The sequence below is a fragment of the uncultured Shewanella sp. genome (genome assembly GCF_947501665.1).
Classification (GTDB): Bacteria; Pseudomonadota; Gammaproteobacteria; order Enterobacterales; family Shewanellaceae; genus Shewanella.
The window spans coordinates 136,045-157,892 of the sequence record NZ_CANMWS010000012.1 but is presented as its reverse complement, the minus strand read 5'-3'; the positions used below and the strand labels follow the sequence as shown (position 1 = coordinate 157,892).

19 protein-coding genes are annotated in these 21,848 nt (G+C 39.8%); 12 read left to right on the top strand and 7 right to left on the bottom strand.

What is annotated here, in order from left to right; all coding sequences use genetic code 11:
- Positions 1–545 precede the first annotated feature (545 nt).
- The gene (locus Q0976_RS11200; RefSeq protein ID WP_299493897.1) at positions 546–1,157 is read left to right on the top strand and encodes a dihydrofolate reductase family protein; all 612 of its coding nucleotides are present in this window, start codon (positions 546–548) and stop codon (positions 1,155–1,157) included.
- Positions 1,158–1,468: 311 nt separating this feature from the next.
- Here Q0976_RS11200 and Q0976_RS11195 read toward each other — a convergent pair whose 3' ends face one another.
- From Q0976_RS11195 to Q0976_RS11185, 3 genes are all read right to left on the bottom strand, one after another.
- Complete coding sequence (locus tag Q0976_RS11195) at positions 1,469–3,121, bottom strand: BCCT family transporter (RefSeq protein WP_299493896.1); 1,653 nt, start codon at positions 3,119–3,121, stop codon at positions 1,469–1,471.
- Positions 3,122–3,189: 68 nt separating this feature from the next.
- Entirely contained in the window at positions 3,190–4,314 is a 1,125-nt protein-coding gene (locus Q0976_RS11190; protein ID WP_299493895.1) for a mandelate racemase/muconate lactonizing enzyme family protein, read from the bottom strand.
- Between the two features lie 9 nt (positions 4,315–4,323).
- Positions 4,324–5,679, bottom strand: coding sequence for an FAD-dependent oxidoreductase (locus Q0976_RS11185; protein ID WP_299493894.1), 1,356 nt, complete (start codon positions 5,677–5,679; stop codon positions 4,324–4,326).
- A 412-nt stretch (positions 5,680–6,091) separates the two neighbouring features.
- On the opposite strand from Q0976_RS11185, the gene Q0976_RS11180 reads away from it, so the two are divergent.
- The gene (locus tag Q0976_RS11180) at positions 6,092–6,742 is read left to right on the top strand and encodes a GntR family transcriptional regulator (RefSeq protein WP_299493893.1); all 651 of its coding nucleotides are present in this window, start codon (positions 6,092–6,094) and stop codon (positions 6,740–6,742) included.
- 19 nt (positions 6,743–6,761) lie between these two features.
- Here Q0976_RS11180 and Q0976_RS11175 read toward each other — a convergent pair whose 3' ends face one another.
- Positions 6,762–8,000, bottom strand: a complete 1,239-nt coding sequence (locus tag Q0976_RS11175) for a serine hydrolase domain-containing protein (RefSeq protein WP_299493892.1) — start codon at positions 7,998–8,000, stop codon at positions 6,762–6,764.
- Positions 8,001–8,394: 394 nt separating this feature from the next.
- On the opposite strand from Q0976_RS11175, the gene ptsP reads away from it, so the two are divergent.
- From ptsP to Q0976_RS11160, 3 genes are all read left to right on the top strand, one after another.
- Complete coding sequence (gene ptsP, locus Q0976_RS11170; RefSeq protein WP_299493903.1) at positions 8,395–10,659, top strand: phosphoenolpyruvate--protein phosphotransferase; 2,265 nt, start codon at positions 8,395–8,397, stop codon at positions 10,657–10,659.
- A 64-nt stretch (positions 10,660–10,723) separates the two neighbouring features.
- Positions 10,724–11,302 carry a dihydrofolate reductase family protein gene (locus Q0976_RS11165; protein WP_299493891.1) on the top strand — a complete coding sequence of 193 codons (579 nt, stop codon included), beginning with the start codon at positions 10,724–10,726 and terminating at the stop codon, positions 11,300–11,302.
- A gap of 107 nt (positions 11,303–11,409) precedes the next feature.
- Positions 11,410–11,652 carry a GlsB/YeaQ/YmgE family stress response membrane protein gene (locus tag Q0976_RS11160; protein ID WP_299493890.1) on the top strand — a complete coding sequence of 81 codons (243 nt, stop codon included), beginning with the start codon at positions 11,410–11,412 and terminating at the stop codon, positions 11,650–11,652.
- 2 nt (positions 11,653–11,654) lie between these two features.
- On the opposite strand, the gene Q0976_RS11155 is transcribed toward Q0976_RS11160, so the two are convergent.
- Positions 11,655–12,551 (bottom strand): LysR family transcriptional regulator, encoded by an 897-nt coding sequence (locus tag Q0976_RS11155; protein ID WP_299493889.1) that lies wholly within the window; start codon positions 12,549–12,551, stop codon positions 11,655–11,657.
- A gap of 145 nt (positions 12,552–12,696) precedes the next feature.
- Here Q0976_RS11155 and Q0976_RS11150 point away from each other — a divergent pair, with 145 nt between their 5' ends.
- The 3 genes from Q0976_RS11150 (at position 12,697) to idi (ending at position 14,630) form a co-directional block, all read left to right on the top strand.
- Complete coding sequence (locus Q0976_RS11150; protein WP_299493888.1) at positions 12,697–13,095, top strand: isochorismatase; 399 nt, start codon at positions 12,697–12,699, stop codon at positions 13,093–13,095.
- 361 nt (positions 13,096–13,456) lie between these two features.
- On the top strand, positions 13,457–13,912 hold the full coding sequence (locus Q0976_RS11145; protein WP_299493887.1) for a DUF4442 domain-containing protein: 456 nt from the start codon (positions 13,457–13,459) through the stop codon (positions 13,910–13,912).
- A 133-nt stretch (positions 13,913–14,045) separates the two neighbouring features.
- Positions 14,046–14,630 (top strand): isopentenyl-diphosphate Delta-isomerase, encoded by a 585-nt coding sequence (gene idi / locus Q0976_RS11140; RefSeq protein ID WP_299493886.1) that lies wholly within the window; start codon positions 14,046–14,048, stop codon positions 14,628–14,630.
- Between the two features lie 39 nt (positions 14,631–14,669).
- Here idi and Q0976_RS11135 read toward each other — a convergent pair whose 3' ends face one another.
- A complete protein-coding gene (locus Q0976_RS11135; RefSeq protein WP_299493885.1) occupies positions 14,670–15,107 on the bottom strand; it encodes a hypothetical protein in 438 nt (145 codons plus the stop codon).
- A 154-nt stretch (positions 15,108–15,261) separates the two neighbouring features.
- Positions 15,262–15,948 carry a hypothetical protein gene (locus Q0976_RS11130; RefSeq protein ID WP_299493884.1) on the bottom strand — a complete coding sequence of 229 codons (687 nt, stop codon included), beginning with the start codon at positions 15,946–15,948 and terminating at the stop codon, positions 15,262–15,264.
- A 581-nt stretch (positions 15,949–16,529) separates the two neighbouring features.
- On the opposite strand from Q0976_RS11130, the gene flhA reads away from it, so the two are divergent.
- The 4 genes from flhA to Q0976_RS11110 are packed head-to-tail and all read left to right on the top strand — an operon-like array spanning position 16,530 to position 21,846.
- Positions 16,530–18,629: a flagellar biosynthesis protein FlhA gene (gene flhA, locus Q0976_RS11125; RefSeq protein ID WP_299493883.1), complete on the top strand. Its 2,100-nt coding sequence runs from the start codon at positions 16,530–16,532 to the stop codon at positions 18,627–18,629.
- A gap of 11 nt (positions 18,630–18,640) precedes the next feature.
- Positions 18,641–20,251 carry a flagellar biosynthesis protein FlhF gene (gene flhF, locus Q0976_RS11120; protein WP_299493882.1) on the top strand — a complete coding sequence of 537 codons (1,611 nt, stop codon included), beginning with the start codon at positions 18,641–18,643 and terminating at the stop codon, positions 20,249–20,251.
- Between the two features lie 4 nt (positions 20,252–20,255).
- A complete protein-coding gene (locus Q0976_RS11115; protein WP_299493902.1) occupies positions 20,256–21,134 on the top strand; it encodes a MinD/ParA family protein in 879 nt (292 codons plus the stop codon).
- Positions 21,127–21,846: an RNA polymerase sigma factor FliA gene (locus Q0976_RS11110; RefSeq protein ID WP_299493881.1), complete on the top strand. Its 720-nt coding sequence runs from the start codon at positions 21,127–21,129 to the stop codon at positions 21,844–21,846. Before Q0976_RS11115 ends, Q0976_RS11110 begins: the two co-directional genes overlap by 8 nt.
- Positions 21,847–21,848: the final 2 nt, after the last annotated feature.

Sequence of the window (21,848 nt, the reverse complement as noted above, 5' to 3'; positions counted from 1 at the left end):
TTTTTTGAAAAATTATAAGATTTAGTGATTTTTTTAAAAAAAGAATTTCAATACTTATTGAACATAATAGTGAAAGTGTGAAACGCGGTTTTGGCACTCAGTTGATATTCATCTTCTAAGCCTCAAAAACACGCTTTTCCTCATCGAAAAATCGCTGAAATAGTCATGCTAATAAGTGGTCAAAAGCACCACTTTGGGTGTTGATTCTAATTGGAGGCTGATTGAGAGAAAGCTCACTTTTACTTTTTCGGTTGTGTTTGTCATTTTGTGTGAGGTGCTTCCAATCTGTTGTAGGATTGATTGAAAAAGGTGACATTTACCATTTGTTAACACAGCAAAAAAACTTAGGACAGGCTTATCTTTTATTTCTAGCGTGTCCATTTATCCTCGTGTTTGGCGAGTATTCCTCATTGAACTAAAATTGTGTTTAGCGATTGCTGAGTTTTAGGTGTCAGTTGTTTGGTGTGATACTGATTTTATGAAAGTGCACGGGTAACGTAACGGTGTCATGTCCATTTTGCATTCATTTGGTATAAGGAAATACAATGAGAAAATTAGCTGTCCTTGTTTTTCAAACCCTTGATGGTGTGATGCAAGCGCCGAGTCAACCCGAAGAAGATATGTCTGGTGGTTTTACTTATGGAGGCTGGGCAGGCCAATACTGGAATGATGTGATGGAACAAGTTAGCCAGGAGGCAATGGCGCAGCCTTATGATCTTTTATTGGGACGTCAAACTTATACGCTTTTTGCTGCGCATTTTGCATCGCTCAATAATGATAATCCTATTGCAAGACAACTGAACAATGCAAAGAAATATGTGGTGACCTCGACTGAGGAGCCGTTAAAGTGGCCGCACTCCGTTAAGATTTCAGGCAATATTGTGGACTACATTATTCAACTTAAAAAACAGTCTGGGTTGCTATTACAAGTCCATGGTAGTTGGCAGCTCATTCAAACCTTATTGGCAAATCAATTAGTTGATGAATTGCGCCTGTGGACATTTCCAGTGATAGTCGGATCGGGTAAGCGTTTGTTTACAGAAGGATCACCCGCCCAACAGTTTCATTTGTTAAGGTCCAAAGTGGGGGAGTCGGGAGTATTAATGCATTTCTATCAAAAACATGGCGATAATAACACCACCGGTGAGATTGAATAGTCATTGGGTTTCTTATGTCATGTTGATTATACCCCTGAGATTTCGAGATGCCTGTTTTCATAGTGTAAAAGTGCCTAATTCAAGGCGTACTTTTTAATAGGAAGAGGGCCGAAATGTTTGTTGCCTTTTAAGATGATGCAATCCAGCTGTATGGGGGCTAAGAGGGACCTTGAAAGGTTGTAGAGAAAGGTTGCTTATTTCTCGCTGGTGGTACCAAGTTTATTCATAGCCATAGCAATGAATAAATCTCTATACGAAACCTTTATTTGAAGTTCAATGTCCTGAATTTAAAATTTAGGACAGGCATATCTTTAATCAATAATGATTGTTTGTGTTTTATGTTTGGTATTTTGAATGTGTAGTGGATGAATATATTGTATATTGAGAATGGTTTCATTGGACGTGTTTGGGGTTAATGCATGACGCTGTTGAATCTCATATGTACTTAAATGTCCGTAATCTTCACGAATGTAACCGATCGTTTTATAAAGCATAAAGCTAGTTAGAGCGATGAGTGGTAACACAAAAATTAAAATAGCGGACTGCATAGAGGAAACGGGCGCATTGACACTGACAAAGATGGTAGGGATAGCCACGATAACAAGGCTCCAGAATATTTTTAAAGATATAGCAGGATCGGCGTGTTTATCTAAGGTTTTTTGGGTATTACAGGCCACGGCAAACACTGAGCCATCCATTGTGGTGACCAATAATAAGAAAGTGGCAATAATAAATATGACTAAAATCAGCGACGATAACGGCAAGGTACTCAGTGCGCTGGCAATTGCTTGACTACCTTGTCCTTGCTCGACTAATTGGCTTATGGCGACCTTGCCATCTAATTCTGTTTTCATCATAAAAGAGCCTATAATGGCAAATAATGATGCTGTACCTGCAGTACCACCACCTATCATACAGATCATGACTTCTCTGAGAGTGCGTCCTTTTGAGACTTTTGTGACAAAAACACACATGAGTGGAATAAAGATAATCCAATACGCCCAGAAATAGACAGTCCAAGATTGAGGAAATTTTGCTTGTTTAATCGCATCGGTATATAAACTCATTTTGAGAAAGTTTTGTCCCCATAGAGCAAAAGAGGAACTGGTATTTTCTAATATGAATTGAGTTGGACCAAAAAACAGCAAATAGAGGGCGAGGGCTATGACAAAATAGGTCCCGGTTTGACTAACAGTTTGCATGCCTTTTTTGATGCCTAAAAAAGAGCTTAATGTGAGTAAGACAGTAACAATAGCAATCATTGATAATTTTAATGCCAACGTATCATTAATATCGGTCAATAAAGCGATAGCTGCAGTGATAATAGGAATTCCCAGTGAAAGAACGATAATTAAGCTAAACATAATGGCAATGGGGTAGAGAATATCAATGAAGCGCCTTGTAATTTTCGCAATGACAGGGTGCTTTATCATTTGCATGACGATGTCACTGAGCTTAAGTGAATGGTTTTTAAGGATATAAAAAGAATACATAACAGGGATGGCGGTAACAGCATAAATAGCCCAAGCTGTTAGACCCCAGTGATGTAAGCTATAAGTAACAGCCCATTCTTTAGCCTTAACTGAATGAGGTAAAATATCGAAAGGCGGTGTTTTAATATAATAAGACCATTCTAAAAAGGCCCAATAAATAGTGCCGGAGCCGACTCCGGCCAGCGCCATCATAGTGATGTATGCAAAGGTGGAAAATTCAGGCTTTTCTTGCCCCATACGAATATGGCCATATTTAGAGAAGATAAAAAAGATGGCAATGATAACTAAAGCAAATGCATACCATAAAATAGGTGTATCGAAGTTATAAGCAATGAGTTTGAATGTGTTATTGGCGACTTGAATAGCGGCATGAGTATCAGTTAAGAAAAATACTGAAACGGATAAAACGACCAGTAGTGATAATCCAATGGCGAGATAATCGAGATTTTTGGTTAATGTTGTTTTTATCATATCGTATCCTACTCTATCCCATTGGTAAGGAATGAACCATTGAAGGAATGGTTCATTCCTTTGTTTTATTATTCAAATATATAGCTAGCAATAGCAGACTGTTTAACTTGATCCCAATTCATTTCTACACCTAACCCATTTCCTTTTGGCGCGTGAACATAGCCTTCTTTATCTGTTCGGATCTGGGTCTTAGAGGCTAATTCAAAACTCTCATAAGGGTAGAATTGTTCAAAGAATTTACAGTTGTGGTGCGCAAGGGCAACATGCAAATTAGCTGCCTGAGTGATGGTGTAGCCCATACTTTGAATTTCCACATTTTTAGAATGCCCTTCAGCAATGGCGAAGCATTTGTTTAATTGAGTGATACCACCACAAACGGTGGCATCTTGACGCACGTCTGCCCATAAGTTTTTACCTAATGCATAGGTAATTTCTTGGAGTGTGAGTAAGCAGTTACCATGGCTGGAAATATCGACTTCAGTTTTATCGGATAAGCGTTGGTAAGTGTTAAAGTCGTAGTCAGAAACAGGAGCTTCTAACCATTCCCATTGATATTGCTCCATGCGTTTTGCCATAAGCATGGCTTCTCTGGCGGTATAAAAGGTGGCGGTATCTAACATGAAACGTATGCCAGATTGCCCATAACGGGCATTAATGGCTTCGACTAGAAGGACATCTTTTTCATATACGCAATAACAATGCAATTTAATGGCAGTAAAACCATGTTCAATACAATCGTCGATATAAGGAAAGTATTCTTCAACGGTATCAAACATAGGAGAAGAGGCATAAGATTTAATTTTATGGCGCGCACCGCCCAATAACATATAGAGCGGTAAGTTTGCTTTTTTGGCTTTGATATCCCATACCGCGATGTCAATTGGGGACTTTGCGGGCAATCCACCCCATGTACAACGGGCTTGCAACCAAGTCGAAATGGCCTCTGTCATCAGTGGGTTTTGACCTATTAAGCCTGGCACTAAGGTGCGCATGGCCTCGATAATACAACGATCAAAATCATTCTCTGTATAGCTAATTGTCGCCCCGACGCCTTCAGTTCCGTCGTCACAAATGATCCGTATGATATTATTGGTGTACAGTAAGGGCTCTTGGTTGTCAGCCCAAGGGATCGGGGGAGCATCCCGGTCTGCGACGGCATAAAGTTCAACACGTTTAATCACAGTATTTTTCATTTTTTCCCCTTAAAGTGCACTACCGTTTTCTATCATGATGGTGCGAATTTCTTCACCGGTGAGATCGCGGATCCGCTTATGCTCTGTAATAGCTTTGACGGCAGCGATGCCTGCAGCATGGCCATATTCAAAACATTGAGCGGTTACTCGAGCCGATGCCAGTGCTTCATGTTGAGCACTTAGACAGCGTCCTGCGACGATAATATTTTCTCCAACTATGGGAATTAATGTTTGATAGGGCACATCGTAGTAATCATCAAAAAGCCAGTGTAATTTGGGCTTGTCACCTGAATGTAACTCTATTGGCCAAGGCGAGCGACAAATACTGTCTTTATGTTTTTTACAGTTCACAACATCTTCATTGGACAACGAAGTGACACCGACAATTGAGCGGGTTTGGCGAATTCCCACTTCGACGCCAGTATCCACAACGTAAGCCTTTTCACATCCAGGAACGTATTGATTTAAAAAGCGGGCGTAATCTCTGACTTGCCGCCGACCTGCTATTTCTGCTTCAGTAAAATCTTTGGGATCAATCACATTGAGTATGTGGCCATCTTTTGCCGTGAGCCGAGTCGCATTGACCATTAATTCATTAGGACGGGTAGTGGGGAACATCCAAATTTTATTTCTGGGGAGATGATAGTCATCTTTTTTATTGGCAATAATCAGGTTTTTTGTAACCTTAGATGGACAAATAGTGTCATTACCATAGTAAGCTAAGTATTTTTCCATATTGACACCACCAATACGAAAAAACATAGTGGGGTTTTGAATACATCCATTATCGCCAAAGTAATAATCCATACCAGCACGGGCAATCACTGCTGCGTCGCCTGATGCATCGACAATTATTTTACAGAGGATAATACTTTGCCCAGCATTAGATTCCACAATGACCCCTTTAAAGGCATCTTTTTCAAGAATAACGCCTGTGACTGAGGTGTGAAATAAGGTGGTGACGTTGGCTTGTTCAAGAAGGTTATCCGCGACTTCTCTCCATACTAAGGGGTCATGCGTCACTGTAAATGTTTTGCCATAACGTTGGGGGTCAGTGACACCTTGTTTTTCAGCTAAAGCTTGTCGAAAGCGTTCTGTGAAACCGTATACCACTTGTTTAGGTGGGGCGGTGGTATCTTCTGAAGCCATATACATGCCACATATCGTACCTGATAGTCCAGCAACTGCTGCTCCACCACAAAAACCGTATTTTTCAATGAGCCAAGTGTTTTGTCCCATACTTCCTGCTACTTCTGCCGCCGCAACACCTGCTGCACCTGCACCGACGACTAACACATCAACGTCAGCCAAAATAGGTAGTTCTGGTATTTGTTCAAATCGATGAACAAGATTCCAACCTTTCATATAGACCTCGCTTAAGGCAGTTTATTACAGTGACATATATTGTAATGTACATCTGATATATCAGTTGTACATTACAATATATGTCAGATTTTTCTATGGTACAATTGGATTTGTGCACAGCTGAGTAATATTTAACTTGCCTCAATATATTTAAAGAAGAGGATTGAGAGAAAGAAATGAGTGAACAATCCAACATTAATCATAAAATTATACCGTTATGTGATTTTCTTAAATGAGTGAACAATAAATGTAAGTGGGCATGAAGTGAATATAATGTGAGTCGTTAGATGGTGGGTTGTTTATAAATTTAATCTTTAATTATCATGTTGGAATTGTTTTTGTTTTATTTTTAATGTTTGTGGATCAATGCGAATAAAATTAATGTGAGAACTTATTAAAGGGGGTCAGTTTAATGACGATAAATACAATTAATAAGACAGAAGAGGCTTATCATCATTTAGAAAAAATGATTATTTTTCGAGAACTCCTTCCAGGTAGTATGGTAAGTGAAAAATGGCTTGCTGAAGAACTGGTGCTGGGTCGTACCCCTGTGCGTGAGGCTTTACAGCGATTATCTTATGAGAGAATGGTTGAAGTACACCCTCGTCGCGGTATTCAAATTCCGCCTATTTCTGTGGAAAGTCAATTAAAAATTTTAGAAGTGCGTCGAGATATAGAAGCTTTGTGTGTTAATTATGCCGCCTCTCGAGCCACAATGAATGAGAAACAGGAAATGCGAGTTCTTGCTGAGCAATTGGAAGGAGGGGCGACAAGCTGTGATGATCAACTTTTTGCCTCCTTGCTTAAGCAAATTCATGTACTATTAGTGCAGGCGGCTGCTAATGAATATTTACAGCTAGCCATGGCCCCACTCCAAGGTTTGTCTCGCCGTTTTTGGTTTGCATATAAGAATGAGAGTTCAGATTTGATAGAGGCTTCTTCTCATCATGCTGATATTTTAAAAGCGGTGAGCCATACCGATGCACAAGAAGCCGTTGTTGCTTCTCATCGTTTGAATGATTATTTAACGGATATGGCTTATCGAACTCTTAACAAGCCATAAGTTGATGATGAAGTAGGGGTTATTTCATTTTGCTTTGGCTCAGTTTGGATATGATTTCGGCTTTATGTTCAAAGACGCTATGCCAAAAATGTGCTCCTAGAGATGAAATAACACGGGATTCACCATTTAATAATATTACCATACCGAGTTTAAGTTTGGGTGAATAGGCTATCTCTGCTACATAGCCTGCTACCCATCCGGCATGGTAAATAAGCGGATTACCTTCAAAGTCATACACTCGCCAGCCCTTACCATAGTGTGCATCATCCAGATAATGCTTCCATTCACGGCGTCTTAGCTCTTTAGTCGTGCGGATCCCTGATTGCGTAATATCGTTAAGCACTTCAGGGCTGATGACACTGGGGTTATTGCCTAAGTTAGCAATCAACCATTTTGCCATATCGGAAATACTTGCATTGACACCCGCAGCGGGAGCGAGTTGATAGTAATTGGGCTTGACGCTGACTTGTTTAAAGCCTGTACGGGTTTTGATGTGTGGCTCGGCACGATTTTTTTGTTGATGAAAGGCATCAAATCCAACGGAGGCTGTATGCATATTTAAAGGGGTAAAGATCCGTTGCTCAAGTAAGGTTTCGTAGCTTTGGCCTGTCTGTTGCTCTATCGCTGGTTGAATAAAGGAGAAGGCAACATTTTGATAACCATAGCATTTTCCGGGTGAACATATTGGGGTGAGTTTAGAAAATTTGGGCACAATTTTATCAAGTTTTACATTAGCATCGATCATATTGTCATAGCTATTGGGCATGAGCCCTGTGCTTTGCCCAATAATGTGCCCAAGGGTGATTTTTTGACTTTGAGCTGGCTTGGCCAGACTGAACTCAGGTAAATATCGATTAATGGGCTGTTGCCAATCAAGTTTATGTTCATGTACCAGTTGACTGGTTAAAGTAGCCGCAAAGGTTTTAGAAACGGAAGCAAGCCTAAATACTGTATTTGCATTGATATTTAACGAGCTATTTTTATAACGTTTACCATACGCACTGAGTTTAAGGATCTGATCGCCTTCAACGATAACAAAAGCACCACCCGGGACTTTGCTCTCTTTGAGCTGCTGGTGAAATTGTTGCTTAAAGTTATCACTGATGGCTTGAAAAGATGAAGCTTGCGTGATGAATGAAACAAGATAGCAAAGAAAGAAAAAAACGCATTGCCCAAATAGATTCTGGGGGCGATGACGAGAAGATAATTTCTTTTTTAAAGAGTTTTCTTTGTATGAAGTATCTGTTTTTAAATACATTAATAGACTCAGTGTTCCGTTTTAATACTCAAGTTCGCGGAGTAAAGTACGGTATTTTTATGTTGTGTAATTAATATTATGTTAAAAACTATTATATAAGCAATCTTTGTAACAGCAAAGTCTCTTTATGGTTAAGCCTTCTTTGTAGGAATAAGTTTTTGTTTGTCTTGAAAAATAAATTTTCTTAATAGTTGATTTTTATATTTTTTAAATATTATCTGTGATTCATTCTATTGCAAAGCGTATCAATATTGCGATATCACTATCGCGTACCTTTATTGAGTTTAGGGTGTCGATTGATTAGTAGTGTTTTATTAAGGTGGTTTTCGGTATGGTTAACACGTAAGGATTAAGCCTAGGGCTCAGAATAGATTAAACCAGGAACTTGAATGTGATGAATGATCCGATGTTAGAGTTAACACGCATTTTACAAGCGGTATCACTGATTGATACACCGCAACTGCAAATACGCTTTATTGTCGATAGTGTGAGTGCCGCGGTTAATCGTGATGTGTGCAGTTTATATCGGGTTAATGCTGATCAGGAGATGGAACTACTTGTCAGTCATGGCTTGCAAATGCATCGTTCTATTCGCCTTCCTCAAGGAGTAGGGCTTGTAGGCTTAGTGGCGAAAGAACGTCATGGATTAAATCTAGCCAAAGGAGCAAATCACAGTGCCTACTTTTATATTCTAGGAAGTCAAGAGGAGCAATTTGAAAGTTTTTGTGGAGTGCCATTGGTCCATCATGGTGAGGTCGTAGGGGTATTGGTTGTACAAAGTCGCCAAGCGGAAGTGTTAACAGAACAAGAAGAGGCTTTTTTATTAACGTTAGCGGCTCAATTGGCTTTTATCGTGGTGAATATTCCTAATACTCAAGATGAAACTATTCAACAAAATAGACGTTATAAAGGGGTTAAAAGTGTAGAGGGAGTGGGATTAGGCAAGGCGATATTATGTGGATTAACACAATTATCAGAAGTACAAGATGTGCGTAATGATGCCCCTCAAGCGACAGTTCAAGAATGGAAGCAATTACTGTTGTTAGTGAAAGAAGATTTAATTAACGAGCAAGGTAGTTTAGGTGAAAACATGACCGTAAGCATTGGATCGATTTTTGATGCTTACCAAATGCTGTTAACGGATAAAGGCTTGAGTGATAAAGTGGAGGCTTATATCCATGACGGTTTTTCGCTTCCTAGTGCCATTAAGCAAGGCATTTATTTTTTTGCTAATCGCTTTAAGCAAATGGATGATCCTTATTTAACGGCTAGAGCAGAAGATATTATTCATTTAGGGAATAAATTATTTCATGTGTGGAAAGGCGGAGGGCGAGCGGTCACCTCTGCTTATAAAGAACCTGTTATATTGATTGGGGCTCAAGTCAGTGTGAGTGATATTGCCAGTGTGCCAAATAAGTTGTTAGCGGGCATTATTTGTTTTGAAGGATCGAGTTTATCCCATACGTCTATTTTGGCTAATGCTATGGGGATCCCCGCAGTAATGGGGGTGGGTAAAATCAAAAATTTAAATACTCATGATGTCATGATAGTGGATGGGAATGAAGCGAAGGTTATTTTACAGCCCAGTGCTTTGTTAAAAAAAGCATATAAACGTCTCATTCGTCAAGAGCAGAAGGCCACGCTGAAACTGCATAACTTAAAAAACCTTGCAGCAACAACATTAGATAATCATGACATTAAACTCTACACCAATACGGGACTCTTGGCAGACATCACTCCAGGGGTTAAAAGTGGAGCTCAAGGTGTTGGTTTATATCGCACCGAAATTCCTTTTATGGTGGGGGATAGTTTCCCCAGTGAAGATGAGCAGGTTAGAGTATATCGACGGGTATTTGAGGCGTATAAAGGTAAACCTGTTTATATGCGAACATTGGATATCGGCGGTGATAAACAATTACCTTATTTTCCTATTCGACACGAAGAAAACCCCGCTCTAGGTTGGAGAGGAATACGTTTTACCTTGGATAATATCCAATTACTGATGACACAAGTCCGGGCTATGTTACGGGCATCGAGTGGGATTAATACTTTACATGTTTTATTGCCTATGGTGACATCAAGTCATGAACTCACGCAATTTTCAACAGTGCTAGCAGATGCCTATGACCAACTTCAATCTGACGGGTTGGATATACAATGGCCTAAGGTAGGGATTATGGTTGAAGTGCCTGCTGCTGTGACGCAAATTCCTTTATGGGCCGAACGACTCGATTTCATTTCTATTGGCTCTAATGATTTAAGTCAATATTTATTGGCTTTAGATCGTAATAATCCCCATGTGGCTGATCGTTACGATCATGTTCACCCGGCGGTGATCCATGAAGTTTATCGTACCGTGACCTTAGCAAAGCAATATCAACTGCCCTTGAGTTTATGCGGTGAAATGGCTTCCGATCCCGTTGCGGTCGTTTTATTAATTGGAATGGGGATCGGTCGCTTGAGTATGAGCGCGGCAAAATTGCCCCGTATAAAGTGGCTAATTAGACACATTGAATTGACATGGGCTCAAGGTATTTTGGCCAATTGTTTAAGGTTAGATGATGTGATTGAAATCCGTCTCTATGTGCAGCAAGCAATGAAAGATAAAGGCTTACAAGATGCGGTGAAAACGGATGAGTTTAAAGCGAAACGTGGTTAGCTATATGACCTATTTTTATAGAGACTAGAAATAGGCACTTTTAAGTCGAGAAAAGGGTAACACAATGAAATGCTCTGTCTTTATTGCCACCAGTACTGATGGCTATATTGCTAAATTAGATGGCAATGTTGATTGGCTGCACACCACAGGTAATATTGAAGCTGAAATGGCAGATGAGCAAGATATGGGCTTTTATGATTTTATCGCATCTGTGGATTGTATGGTTATGGGCCGAAAATCTATGGAAATGATTTCAAAAATGAACCTCTCACCTGAGAATTGGCCTTATGGGAGTATTCGTATTATTGTGCTTAGTCGCAGTGTGACTCAACCACCTAAAAACCTATTTGATAAAGTGGAAATGTTTGCTGGCGATATCGTGCCTTTAATGCATCAATTATCTTTGGAAGGCTATCACCATGCTTATATTGATGGTGGAGTGACGATTACCGCCTTTTTAAAAGCAAAACTCATTAATGAAATGATTATTACTCAGGCTCCTATTTTATTGGGTAAAGGTGTACCACTGTTTGGAGAAATGAGTCAGGCCATAACGCTTAAAAAAGCTAAGGTTAAGGCATTCCCCAATGACTTTATTCAAGTGAGTTATCAAGTTGAGTATAAAATTGAAGGTGTTAACTGATAACAGGTGAGTATCAAACTTAATGTGCTCTTTTTCTTCTATAATTGCTTAAAGACATAAAATGGTCATCTCTAAATTAAGTTAAATCATTAACTAAGGATAAGCTGATGAGTGTTATTATATTTTTAGTGATTGGGGCGATAGCAGGTTGGGCTGCGGGTAACATCATGAAAGGCAGTGGCTTTGGTATGTTGGGAAATATCGGCGTGGGGATCGTCGGAGCAATACTGGGAGGATTTGTGTTTAGTTTAATTGGATTGAATGCGACAGGTTTTATTGGTTCTGTGGTAACTGCAATCGTGGGGGCGGTGATTTTACTCTTTATTGTCAGTAAGGTAACCAATAAGTAATCTTATAGAATCGATAAATGTTGTTTAAAGGTCTTTTGTATCACTTCTAAGCAGGTCGTAATAATTTGCGGAGGGTTCATACCATAGTCATGGAGTGCATGGACGGGATTGATTTTTAGAGGCAGTGTGGTAAAAATCGGTATGAGTTGATGATTGTCAATCAAAGGGGTGGCGATAAAGTCCGGAATGGCGGCAATGCCTGCCCCCGATAGACATAGCGCAATGAGTGACGGCATAGAATAAACACTGCTACTGGCTATAAAGTGCAGTTGTTCAATTTGAGCGCCTTTGTGTAACTCATGAGTGATGTGTTTTCCTTGCCACTGATTTCCAATGTAATTCAGTGTTTGATGTTGCTTGATATCGATATCATTTTCTTCATAGAAACTGGGACTGACACAAAGCACATCACAAAAAGTCCCTAAGTATCGCTGTTTTAAATCGCTGGAGGGTAAATCGCCAACTCTAATCGCAATATCAATGCGATGATCCATTAAATCGACTCTCTCATCATTATCAATGAGATGCACATTAAGGTTTGGGTGTTGGTTAATTAAGGCGCCAATTGCAGGAGCAATAAGGGTATTCATAAAGGCATGAGGCGCTGTTATGTTAATATCACCGATGAGTTCATGTTGGCTATCACGTGCTTGTTGCCAAGCGTTATCCACTTGTTTGAGTATTTTTGTACACTCTATATAAAAGGCTTTTCCTGCAGGTGTCAGTACTTGTTTTCTTGTTGTTCTTCGCAGTAAATTGACATTCAATTCATGCTCTAATTTGGTTAATTGTAGACTAAGCACTGACTTAGACAAGCCTAAGGTGGCTGCAGCTGCTGTGATTGAACCTTGTTCTACGATGGCAACAAAAACAGACATATGACGAAGATATTGAAACATAGTAATGGGCCTTTTTTCGTTGTTTTATGTTTATTGTTCTATTTTTTAAAACAGTAATTTATATTTTATTCTGTTTTTAGAAAAAAACCAGTGCTTTAAGATAGGTGTTATCAACAATCATACAGTGATTTTACAGAGGTCAATCATGTCGAAAGAACAAGCACTATTAGCGGCGGTAGGTGAAGCGAGTCAACGTTGGAAGCAAGGTTTCAATAGTCAAAATGCTAAAGTCTGTGCACAGCAATATGAAGTTACAGCAACGATGCATGCAAGACCTTTTGGTGAATTTACCGGAAGAGAACAAATTGAAGCTTTTTGGCAAGGCTTGATGGAACAAGGTTTTGATGATGTAGATTACATTGAGCCTCAGCTTGAAGTGCTTGATGATAAAACCGTTCAATTGAGGTCTCAGTGGCAAATGAATAAAGCTTATGGTGTGATCCATAAAGAGCTTTGGATTATGCAAGCGGATGGTTGTGCCCGATTAAGTCATGATGATTTTGAGGTCTTAGGCGAAAGAGAAGTTAATACTAAGGCTGATTAACCTGAACTTAGGATAAGCAGTGCCGTTTAATACTGCTATCTTTGCTCTTATCTATAGCTAAATCATTTTATATTAATTTAGCTATATGGTGTGTTTTCTACTAATAGCCAGCTATTAGATATAAATCCTGCCTTGATATTGGCGACCGTTTCGGCATTAAGCCAAATATGAAAATAAAGAATAATCAGGTAGTTCTTTATTTATTGAGTTTAATGTTCCGTCCTAAGATAAGTTGACATTCGTTATCCCGAGTGTAGGTTGATTAATAACATCATTGGTAAAAGCGAATGTCTAGCCATTCGCTTTTTTTTTGTATATCAGTAACAATGGGGGCTATAGCGACATAATATAGGATTGAATTTTGACAAGGAAAAACATTAAAATTGAAGATAGCCATTGGCAGATCTTAGAACAAAACATTTATGATTATATTAACCTTAGGTATCGTTGCGATCTTAATGGGCGCTATTGTGTTCATGTACCATTAACGGAAAAAACGGCTAATCATTTTCAAAGTTTTCATGCCGCTTTTCAATTCGCAGCCGCAGAATCATTAGGGGGGATTGTGATTTTTGAAACGCGAAATGAGCAAGCTTATACTCCTTTGGTGAGGAGTGTCAGTATCGATTTTAAAAAACCGGCCATGACAGATCTTTTTGCTGAAGCTGTTTTTTCTGAAACCGATAGTCAGAAAATGAATCTGGCTATGGCGAATACTGGCCGATATGATTTTCCGCTGACAATCGACATTAAAAATACGGAAAATGAGGTGGTCTCTATTTTAAAGGCGGAATACGCGGTGAGGATCTTATCTTAGCTTTTCCGTAACCCGCTTTTACTCTCTTCTGTAAAGGGTGTAAACTTAACTAGTATCTTTAATGGTGAGTGTTGAGTGAAGACAAATTCATTTCCTAGCAGTGATGCCTGAGTAAGAAGGCGAGGGGGAGCGGTTGAATAAGTGGGTAGACAAAGGTTTTCATCAGAATGATCCATCATTAAGTGATATGTTAGTCACGGTGAATGAAAATGATGATGTCACAGGTTATGAAACGAAATTACGCTGTCATCAAGGTCAAGGTATTTTACATCGTGCATTTTCTGTGTTTGTCTTTGATCATGAGCGGCAATTATTAGTGCAGCAACGCAGTGCATTAAAACCTTTATGGCCTTTATTTTGGTCCAATAGCGTCTGTAGTCATCCCCGTCAAGATGAACCGTTTGAAGAAGCGGTTAATCGGCGTCTGTATGAAGAAATAGGCGCAAAGAGTCAGTTACAGTATTTATATCAATTTGAGTATCAAGCTGCTTATTTAGATATGGGAACTGAGCATGAAATGTGCTCTGTGTATATTGGCAAGATTGAACAAAATATTCGTGTTGATCCTGCAGAAGTGGCAGATACTGAATTTATGAGCATTGAAGCCGTGAATAGACTCATGATTGCTTCACCAGAGCGATTAACGCCATGGTTTAAAATGGAATGGAAACGATTGATGCTCGATCACAAAAAGGATATTGATGCCTTGTTTCGTTAAACTGACGTGTATCAAAAAATGATCTTAAATGCTGTTATATCATTCCACCTTATCAGTTATGCCGATTGTTCTGTCTTTTTTTACGTCGGTATCGGTTTGAAATAATTTACTTTCAAATACCTTGGGCTGAGGAGCAATATTCTTAGCCGTGGTTTCTCTTGAGAGAGGGGATGCCATTTTTGATGTCATTTTGCTTTTTTCAGTGGCTTTCATATCTGATTGAGGTTGCAAAGTCACTTGGGAGTTTGTCTGGGGTTTTGTCTTTTCCCAACGATATTCTTTAGTGATAAGTTCTCGATGAGAATAACGGTTATAATGCCGAAGTAAAAAAATCATTAGCCTGAATACGTTAATGATATTGGGTTTTTTTTGACCTGTTTGCCATAGACTCAATTGCACTTGAGGCATTTTCATGATTTTTCCAAGTTGGATCTGGGTCAAATCAAAACATTCACATAAGCTATCCATTTCGGTCACGCGTGTATTCCTTTATTCTTATCGATGTTGATCTTCGTTCTGTACAACCGTGTGCAGAATTATTTTATATCATTAAATCTGTATGTTACTTGTATGTCGGTAGTAAACTATTTTTGTAAGTGACTTTATTTCTACCAAAACCGAGAGCACGATATTACATGTTGGCGTGTGCTACCGAATCGACTTTATTTGAACGTACGGCAAAATATGCTATCACGACATATAATATTAATTCACCTAAATTCAGTGGGAAGCGTATGAAATGATAAATGTCATACAAAAACATAGGCTGATAAGGTACAAAGAGTTCCCCTAAAATATGATTATTTCGTATCAGATCTTCCATTAATGTCATGATATTGATTATGACGTTCATCGTATAAATACTGAGTAGTAAGTATTCTTGCGGTATGCGTCGATAATGAATAGACAATCCAAGTGTTTTAGCTATGGACCCTCGATAAAAGATAAGCAGTAACACGAGGGATCCTAAGCCGATATTCTTAGTATAAAAGATCCAATTGGACGTTTGAGCGAATAGGTTTTGATTTATCCATAATACATCAATGAAATTAATTCCTATGGGTATCGATAAAAGATACAGCCAATTAGGGTAATATCGACAATGATAGAGACATATTAGGGGGATGAAAGTATAGGTAAAATGCGTTAACCAATGGATATCAGGAAAAAAGGCGGAAACTATGCCTGTCAATACAGCGCAAGCGGTAATGGCAAAGGTTACCAACCATAAAGCAGGCTTATTCTGAGAGTAGTAGAAGCCTAAGGTAATTGAGCAAGTACTTAATAATATAATTAAAATTATAAGGAGGATTTCCATATCGTATGCTGTTTTGTCCGTTTTTTATGCTGTTTTATCCAAATATTGTGGATTAGTTTTTATGAATATATGGCATAGATTTATTAATCTTAATTCTTCTTAACGCGATTAAGAGGCGTAGAATTTCCGTCGATATTCAATGATGTTTCAACTTGTAATGTAGACAGGTTTGACAAATTCAATTGAGTGATAGGCAAATCCTTTGACATAGTACCTTTCCTTATTTGATGTATGCATAGCGATGCACTTACGATACACTTTTTGTCTCTTTGCTTGCCCCATTAGGAGACATTCTTTCAGTATTTCTTATTAAGATGATCCAGTGGGATATTGAGAAAACTCAAAAAGCGGACGTATTTGAGTCGTACCATCTCATATCAAGATCGGGATTGTCATTATCTCATTATTGCTGAGTAATATAATGACAATTATTTAACAAATGATTTAGATTAGACCGCTAAATATCTTTAATGTCAATTCTTTTCTATTAACAAAACCTATTAAATCAATATGAAAGAGCTAATAACTTGGCCTCAAATTTGCATTTTTTGGCGATATGTCAAAGTTTGGGCGCAGTGATCATGGGTGTAAAAGCCAACTTAGAGCAATTAAAGCAGTTAAAGCCTGTGCATTTTAAAGGTATTGGCACGCCACTTTTGGTGTTAGCTGCACTGGCGATGATAGTGTTACCCATGCCCCCTTTTTTATTGGATATATTATTTTCTTTTAATATTGGGCTTGCTCTTATGGTATTGCTGGTGGCCATATATGCTAATCGTCCATTAGATTTTGCGGCATTTCCCACGGTATTATTGGTTGCAACCTTATTACGCTTAGCACTCAATGTAGCTTCAACACGAGTGGTCTTGCTTGAAGGACACAATGGCGGAGATGCTGCGGGTAAAGTTATTGAAGCCTTTGGATCTGTGGTCATTGGTGGAAACTACGCTGTGGGCCTAGTCGTTTTCCTGATTTTGATTATTATCAATTTTGCCGTTGTGACTAAAGGTGCGGGTAGGATCTCAGAGGTAAGTGCTCGCTTTACACTTGATGCAATGCCTGGTAAGCAAATGGCAATTGATGCGGATCTGAACGCCGGAACATTAAACCAAGATCAGGCGCGTTTACGCCGAGCTGAAGTGACAAAAGAAGCCGATTTTTATGGTGCCATGGATGGGGCGTCTAAATTTGTTAAAGGTGATGCGATTGCTGGGATTTTAATTTTAGCGATCAATATATTAGGCGGGTTTATTATTGGCATGGCTCAACATGGTTTGAGTTTTTCTTCTGCTGTTGAAATATACACTTTGCTGACGATTGGTGATGGGTTGGTTGCACAAATTCCAGGGCTGTTACTGTCTATTGCAGCTGCACTGATGGTGACACGACAAAATGAATCCGGCGATATGGGGCAAATGGTGATAAGCCAAATGTTCGATAATCCCAAATCATTACTGATTGCTGCAGGGGTTATGTTCATTATGGGTATTGTGCCGGGCATGCCACATTTTGTGTTTATTAGTTTAAGCTTGTGTATTTTTGCTGCGGCTTATTTTTTACAGCGTAAAAAGAAAGTGGAACAAGATAAGTCACTGGCATTATTGGGCACTGATAATACAGAAAAAATCAGCAATGAACCTAAAGAGCTGAGTTGGGATGATGTTCAGCATGTGGATACCATAGGACTTGAAGTGGGTTATCGCTTAATTCCTCTGGTTGATAAAACACAAGGGGGAGAATTACTGAATAGGATTAAAGGCGTGCGGAAAAAGCTCTCCCAAGAATTGGGCTTTCTCGTGCCAGCTGTACATATTCGCGATAATTTAGATTTAGCGCCTAATAGCTATCGTATTTCCTTGATGGGGGTGAGTTCTGGAGAAGCTGAAATACGCCATGATTGTGAGTTAGCGATTAATCCAGGTCAAGTTTTTGGGCAATTAGAGGGGGTTGTTACTCGGGATCCTGCATTTAATTTAGAGGCGGTTTGGATCGATCCGAGTATACGAGAACATGCACAAACCTTAGGCTATACCGTTGTTGATGCTGCCACCGTTGTAGCAACACATTTAAGTCAATTGTTATCCAATAATGCGTCAAAATTGCTGGGATATGAGGAAGTACAGCAGCTCATGGACATGCTAAAAGAAGTCTCCCCTAAATTGGTTGATGGCTTTATTCCTGATGTAATGCCGTTAGGCATTGTTGTGAAAGTAATGCAAAATTTGCTTAATGAAGGCGTGTCGATTCGTGATATGAAAACCATTGTTCAAACGTTATTAGAATACGGGCCTAAAAGTGGTGACACAGAGGTGTTGACGGCGGCTGTTCGTATTGCTTTAAAGAGAATGATAATTCAAGAGATCAGTGGACCAGAACTTGAAATACCCGTCATAACATTGGCGCCAGAGTTGGAACAAATGTTGCATCAGTCCATGCAAGCTGGAGGGGGGGATGGGCCAAATATCGAACCTAGCTTGGCAGAACGTATGCAAAAGTCATTAGTGGACGCCTCAGAAAAACAAGAAATGGTTGGACAACCCGCTATTTTACTGACTTCCGGGATGTTGCGCTCTACTTTATCGCGATTTGTGAAGTATACAATTCCAAGTTTACGAGTGATTTCTTATCAAGAAGTGCCCGATGAAAAGCAGATCAGAATCGTATCGGCAGTGGGCAAGTAGAGGTGTGATCTTTGAAGATTAAACGGTTTTTGGCTAAGGATATGCGCTCGGCATTAGCTCAGGTGAAAGAAACCTTAGGGGTTGATGCGGTCATCATGTCAAATAAGAAAGTGACAGGTGGGATTGAAATTGTTGCTGCGGTAGATTTTGATGGCGCTAAAACGGGAGAAGTTAATTCTTCTCGCGTTAATGAAAGTCGAACTGATGCTGTAACGCCTATAAAAACACGAACGAAAGACAGTAAAAGTTACTTTCAAGGACTTGGCACTCTTTCTGATGAGAAGGTCTCACTGGGCAGACAATCGAGTACCGGTAAATCACCACTGTTTGAAAGCAAAGTGGATGAAGCCCTTAATGGAAGTCAACAGTATTTATCGACTCAAGCTGAGCAAAAAAAAGGGCTTAAAAAGGCATTAAGCCGAGTCACTCAATCGCGTTCTTTTAGCCAAAATATGTCCAAGTCTCAAGAGGAAGTGATTGAGCAAAAGCCCGTTGCTGATTCCTTACAGGCGTTATTAGAAAGACAGCAAAAGGGAGTGGGGAAAGAAAATAGGCATCAAGGTTTTGCTGAACAGGCCGATAGCTCTGTTATGCCTAAGTGGGCTCAGAGCCTTGAAGAGCAGCGTCATGTTCATCAGCAGCAAAAAGCGGTTTTTACGCCTAAGTCGCCATTAAAGAATAAAATAAGTGTCTCTCAGGATGAAGAACTTGCTGAATTAAAACGAGAATTAGTATCAATTAGAAGTTTATTGACAGATCAAGTCAGTAGCTTAATGAACGATGAGAAAAAAAGAATCGACCCTGTAGGTGCCATGCTTGAAAGTACACTATTACAGGCTGAATTTTCTCCTCTCGTTGCAAAGAAATTGTCTGGCTTGAGTGAACAGTATTCTCCAGCAGAACTCGTGAAAACACTACCTCAAAGCCTAGCTAATTTACTTGATAATCAAGGAGATGATATAGTTAAAAAAGGAGGTGTTGTCGCTTTTGTTGGTCCCACTGGAGTGGGGAAAACCACAACGATTGCGAAGTTAGCAGCTCGGTATGCTTCTTATCATGGTAGCGAACATGTGGGACTTATTACGACAGATCATTATCGTATCGGTGCCTTTGAGCAATTAGCGACTTACGGTAAAATTATGGGCTGTCCTGTTAGGCAAGTTCATGATATTAATGAGTTAGAACAAGTATTATATCAATTTAGAAATCGGAAGTTGATTTTGATTGATACTGCAGGGATGGGCCAAAGGGATCTACGCCTATTTCAGCAGTTAGATAATTTGACCGCCAATAGTCGTTTACCTATTCGTAATTATTTGGTGATGGCCGCGACGGGACAACGTAAAGTATTAGAGGAGGCAGTGGCGCAGTTTGCGCGTATTGTCTTATCGGGGGTCGTACTGACTAAGCTCGATGAATCAACATCATTAGCACCTGCATTAAGCGTGTTAATACAAAGTGGGCTGCCACTCAGTTACGTGACTGATGGCCAGAGAGTGCCTGAAGATATGCAGGTTGCTGATACCTTAGCGTTAGCCAATAGCGCATTATCGGTATTAGAAACTGTAGAACCCATACAAAATAGTCAAGGATCAGATGATCTGATCGATGCAGTTGAGTGAAGCCATGAGTCCGGATCAAGCAAGCGGTTTACGTATGATGAATCAACAAACGAGTGACAAAGTGAAAGTCATCGCTGTTTCAGGCGGTAAAGGTGGCGTAGGCAAAACCAGTGTCTCTATTAATACTGCAGTGGCGTTAGCTGAAAAAGGTAAACGTGTATTAGTACTTGATGCCGATTTGGGGCTGGCTAATGTCGATGTCATGTTGGGGCTACGTTCAGATTTGAACTTATCGCATGTGTTATCGGGTGAAGCTGAGCTTGATGACATTATTTTACGAGGACCTAAAGGGGTGGGAATTATTCCTGCTACATCAGGAACACAATCGATGGTGGAGTTGAGTCCATCGCAGCATGCGGGACTTATTCGTGCATTTAGCGAGATGCGAACGCAATTTGATATGTTGATTGTCGATACTGCTGCTGGCATATCGGATATGGTGCTGAGTTTTTCAAGGGCCTCCCAAGATGTTGTTATTGTCGTGTGTGACGAACCCACCTCTATTACCGATGCCTATGCCCTCATTAAGATTTTAAGCCGAGAGCACGGCGTTTTTCGCTTTAAGATTGTTGCGAATATGGTGCGTAGTTTACGAGAAGGGATGGAATTATTTGCAAAATTGAGTAAGGTTACCGATCGTTTTCTGGATGTGGCATTAGAGCTAGTGGCGACAGTGCCTTTTGATGAGAATTTACGTAAGTCAGTTCGTAAACAAAAATTGATTGTTGAGGCTTTTCCTAAGTCACCCGCTTCTATTGCTTATCATGGATTGGCCAATAAAATGATCAGTTGGCCTATTCCTCAACAGCCAGGTGGGCATCTTGAGTTTTTTGTTGAGCGTTTAGTTCAACGCCCTATTTATAAGGATGATGAAGGTGAATAAAGCCGCAGCGTATACTCGTTTTGATAATAGAAGCACTATCGTAGAACAGTATGCCCCGTTGGTTAAAAAAATTGCGCATCATCTACTGGCGCGTTTACCCGCATCGGTGCAATTGGATGATTTATTGCAAGCTGGCATGATGGGATTATTGGAAGCGTCAGCGAATTTTGATGGCAGTAAAGGGGCTAAATTTGAAACCTTTGCAGGGATCCGCATTCGAGGTTCAATGCTCGATGAAATGAGGCGGGGCGATTGGGTACCGCGCTCAGTTCATCGCAATCAACGCCGTGTAGCGCAAGTGATTGATGAATTGGAGCAAGTATTGGGACGAGATGCCCGGGATCAAGAAATTGCCGACCGTCTTGAACTGTCACTAGTTGATTATCATCGAATTTTAAATGATATTTCTGTGGGAAAGGTGGTTGGAATTGAAGATTTGGGAGTGTCGCTTGATGTGCTTGATGCGGATGAGTGTCAAGGGGATGATACTTTTGAATCCTTAGCGAATGTGCAGTTTCATAGTGCTTTAGTCGAGGGGATTAAACAATTACCTGAAAAAGACGCCTTAGTACTGTCATTATATTATGACGAAGCGTTAAATTTGAAAGAAATTGGTGCCATTCTCGATGTCAGTGAGTCGCGAGTGAGCCAGATACACAGTCAGGCAATGCTGAGATTAAAAGGCAAGCTTAAGCACTGGACAAATACATAATA

Coding starts and splice junctions, on each gene's coding strand:
- Q0976_RS11115 (WP_299493902.1), top strand. CDS start 20,256: ATGAGTCCGGATCAAGCAAGCGGTTTACGTATGATGAATCAACAAACG.
- Q0976_RS11190 (WP_299493895.1), bottom strand. CDS start 4,314: ATGAAAAATACTGTGATTAAACGTGTTGAACTTTATGCCGTCGCAGAC.
- Q0976_RS11175 (WP_299493892.1), bottom strand. CDS start 8,000: ATGTATTTAAAAACAGATACTTCATACAAAGAAAACTCTTTAAAAAAG.
- flhA (WP_299493883.1), top strand. CDS start 16,530: ATGGGTGTAAAAGCCAACTTAGAGCAATTAAAGCAGTTAAAGCCTGTG.
- Q0976_RS11155 (WP_299493889.1), bottom strand. CDS start 12,551: ATGTTTCAATATCTTCGTCATATGTCTGTTTTTGTTGCCATCGTAGAA.
- Q0976_RS11165 (WP_299493891.1), top strand. CDS start 10,724: ATGAAATGCTCTGTCTTTATTGCCACCAGTACTGATGGCTATATTGCT.
- Q0976_RS11130 (WP_299493884.1), bottom strand. CDS start 15,948: ATGGAAATCCTCCTTATAATTTTAATTATATTATTAAGTACTTGCTCA.
- ptsP (WP_299493903.1), top strand. CDS start 8,395: ATGAATGATCCGATGTTAGAGTTAACACGCATTTTACAAGCGGTATCA.
- Q0976_RS11185 (WP_299493894.1), bottom strand. CDS start 5,679: ATGAAAGGTTGGAATCTTGTTCATCGATTTGAACAAATACCAGAACTA.
- Q0976_RS11200 (WP_299493897.1), top strand. CDS start 546: ATGAGAAAATTAGCTGTCCTTGTTTTTCAAACCCTTGATGGTGTGATG.
- Q0976_RS11150 (WP_299493888.1), top strand. CDS start 12,697: ATGTCGAAAGAACAAGCACTATTAGCGGCGGTAGGTGAAGCGAGTCAA.
- Q0976_RS11160 (WP_299493890.1), top strand. CDS start 11,410: ATGAGTGTTATTATATTTTTAGTGATTGGGGCGATAGCAGGTTGGGCT.
- Q0976_RS11180 (WP_299493893.1), top strand. CDS start 6,092: ATGACGATAAATACAATTAATAAGACAGAAGAGGCTTATCATCATTTA.
- Q0976_RS11195 (WP_299493896.1), bottom strand. CDS start 3,121: ATGATAAAAACAACATTAACCAAAAATCTCGATTATCTCGCCATTGGA.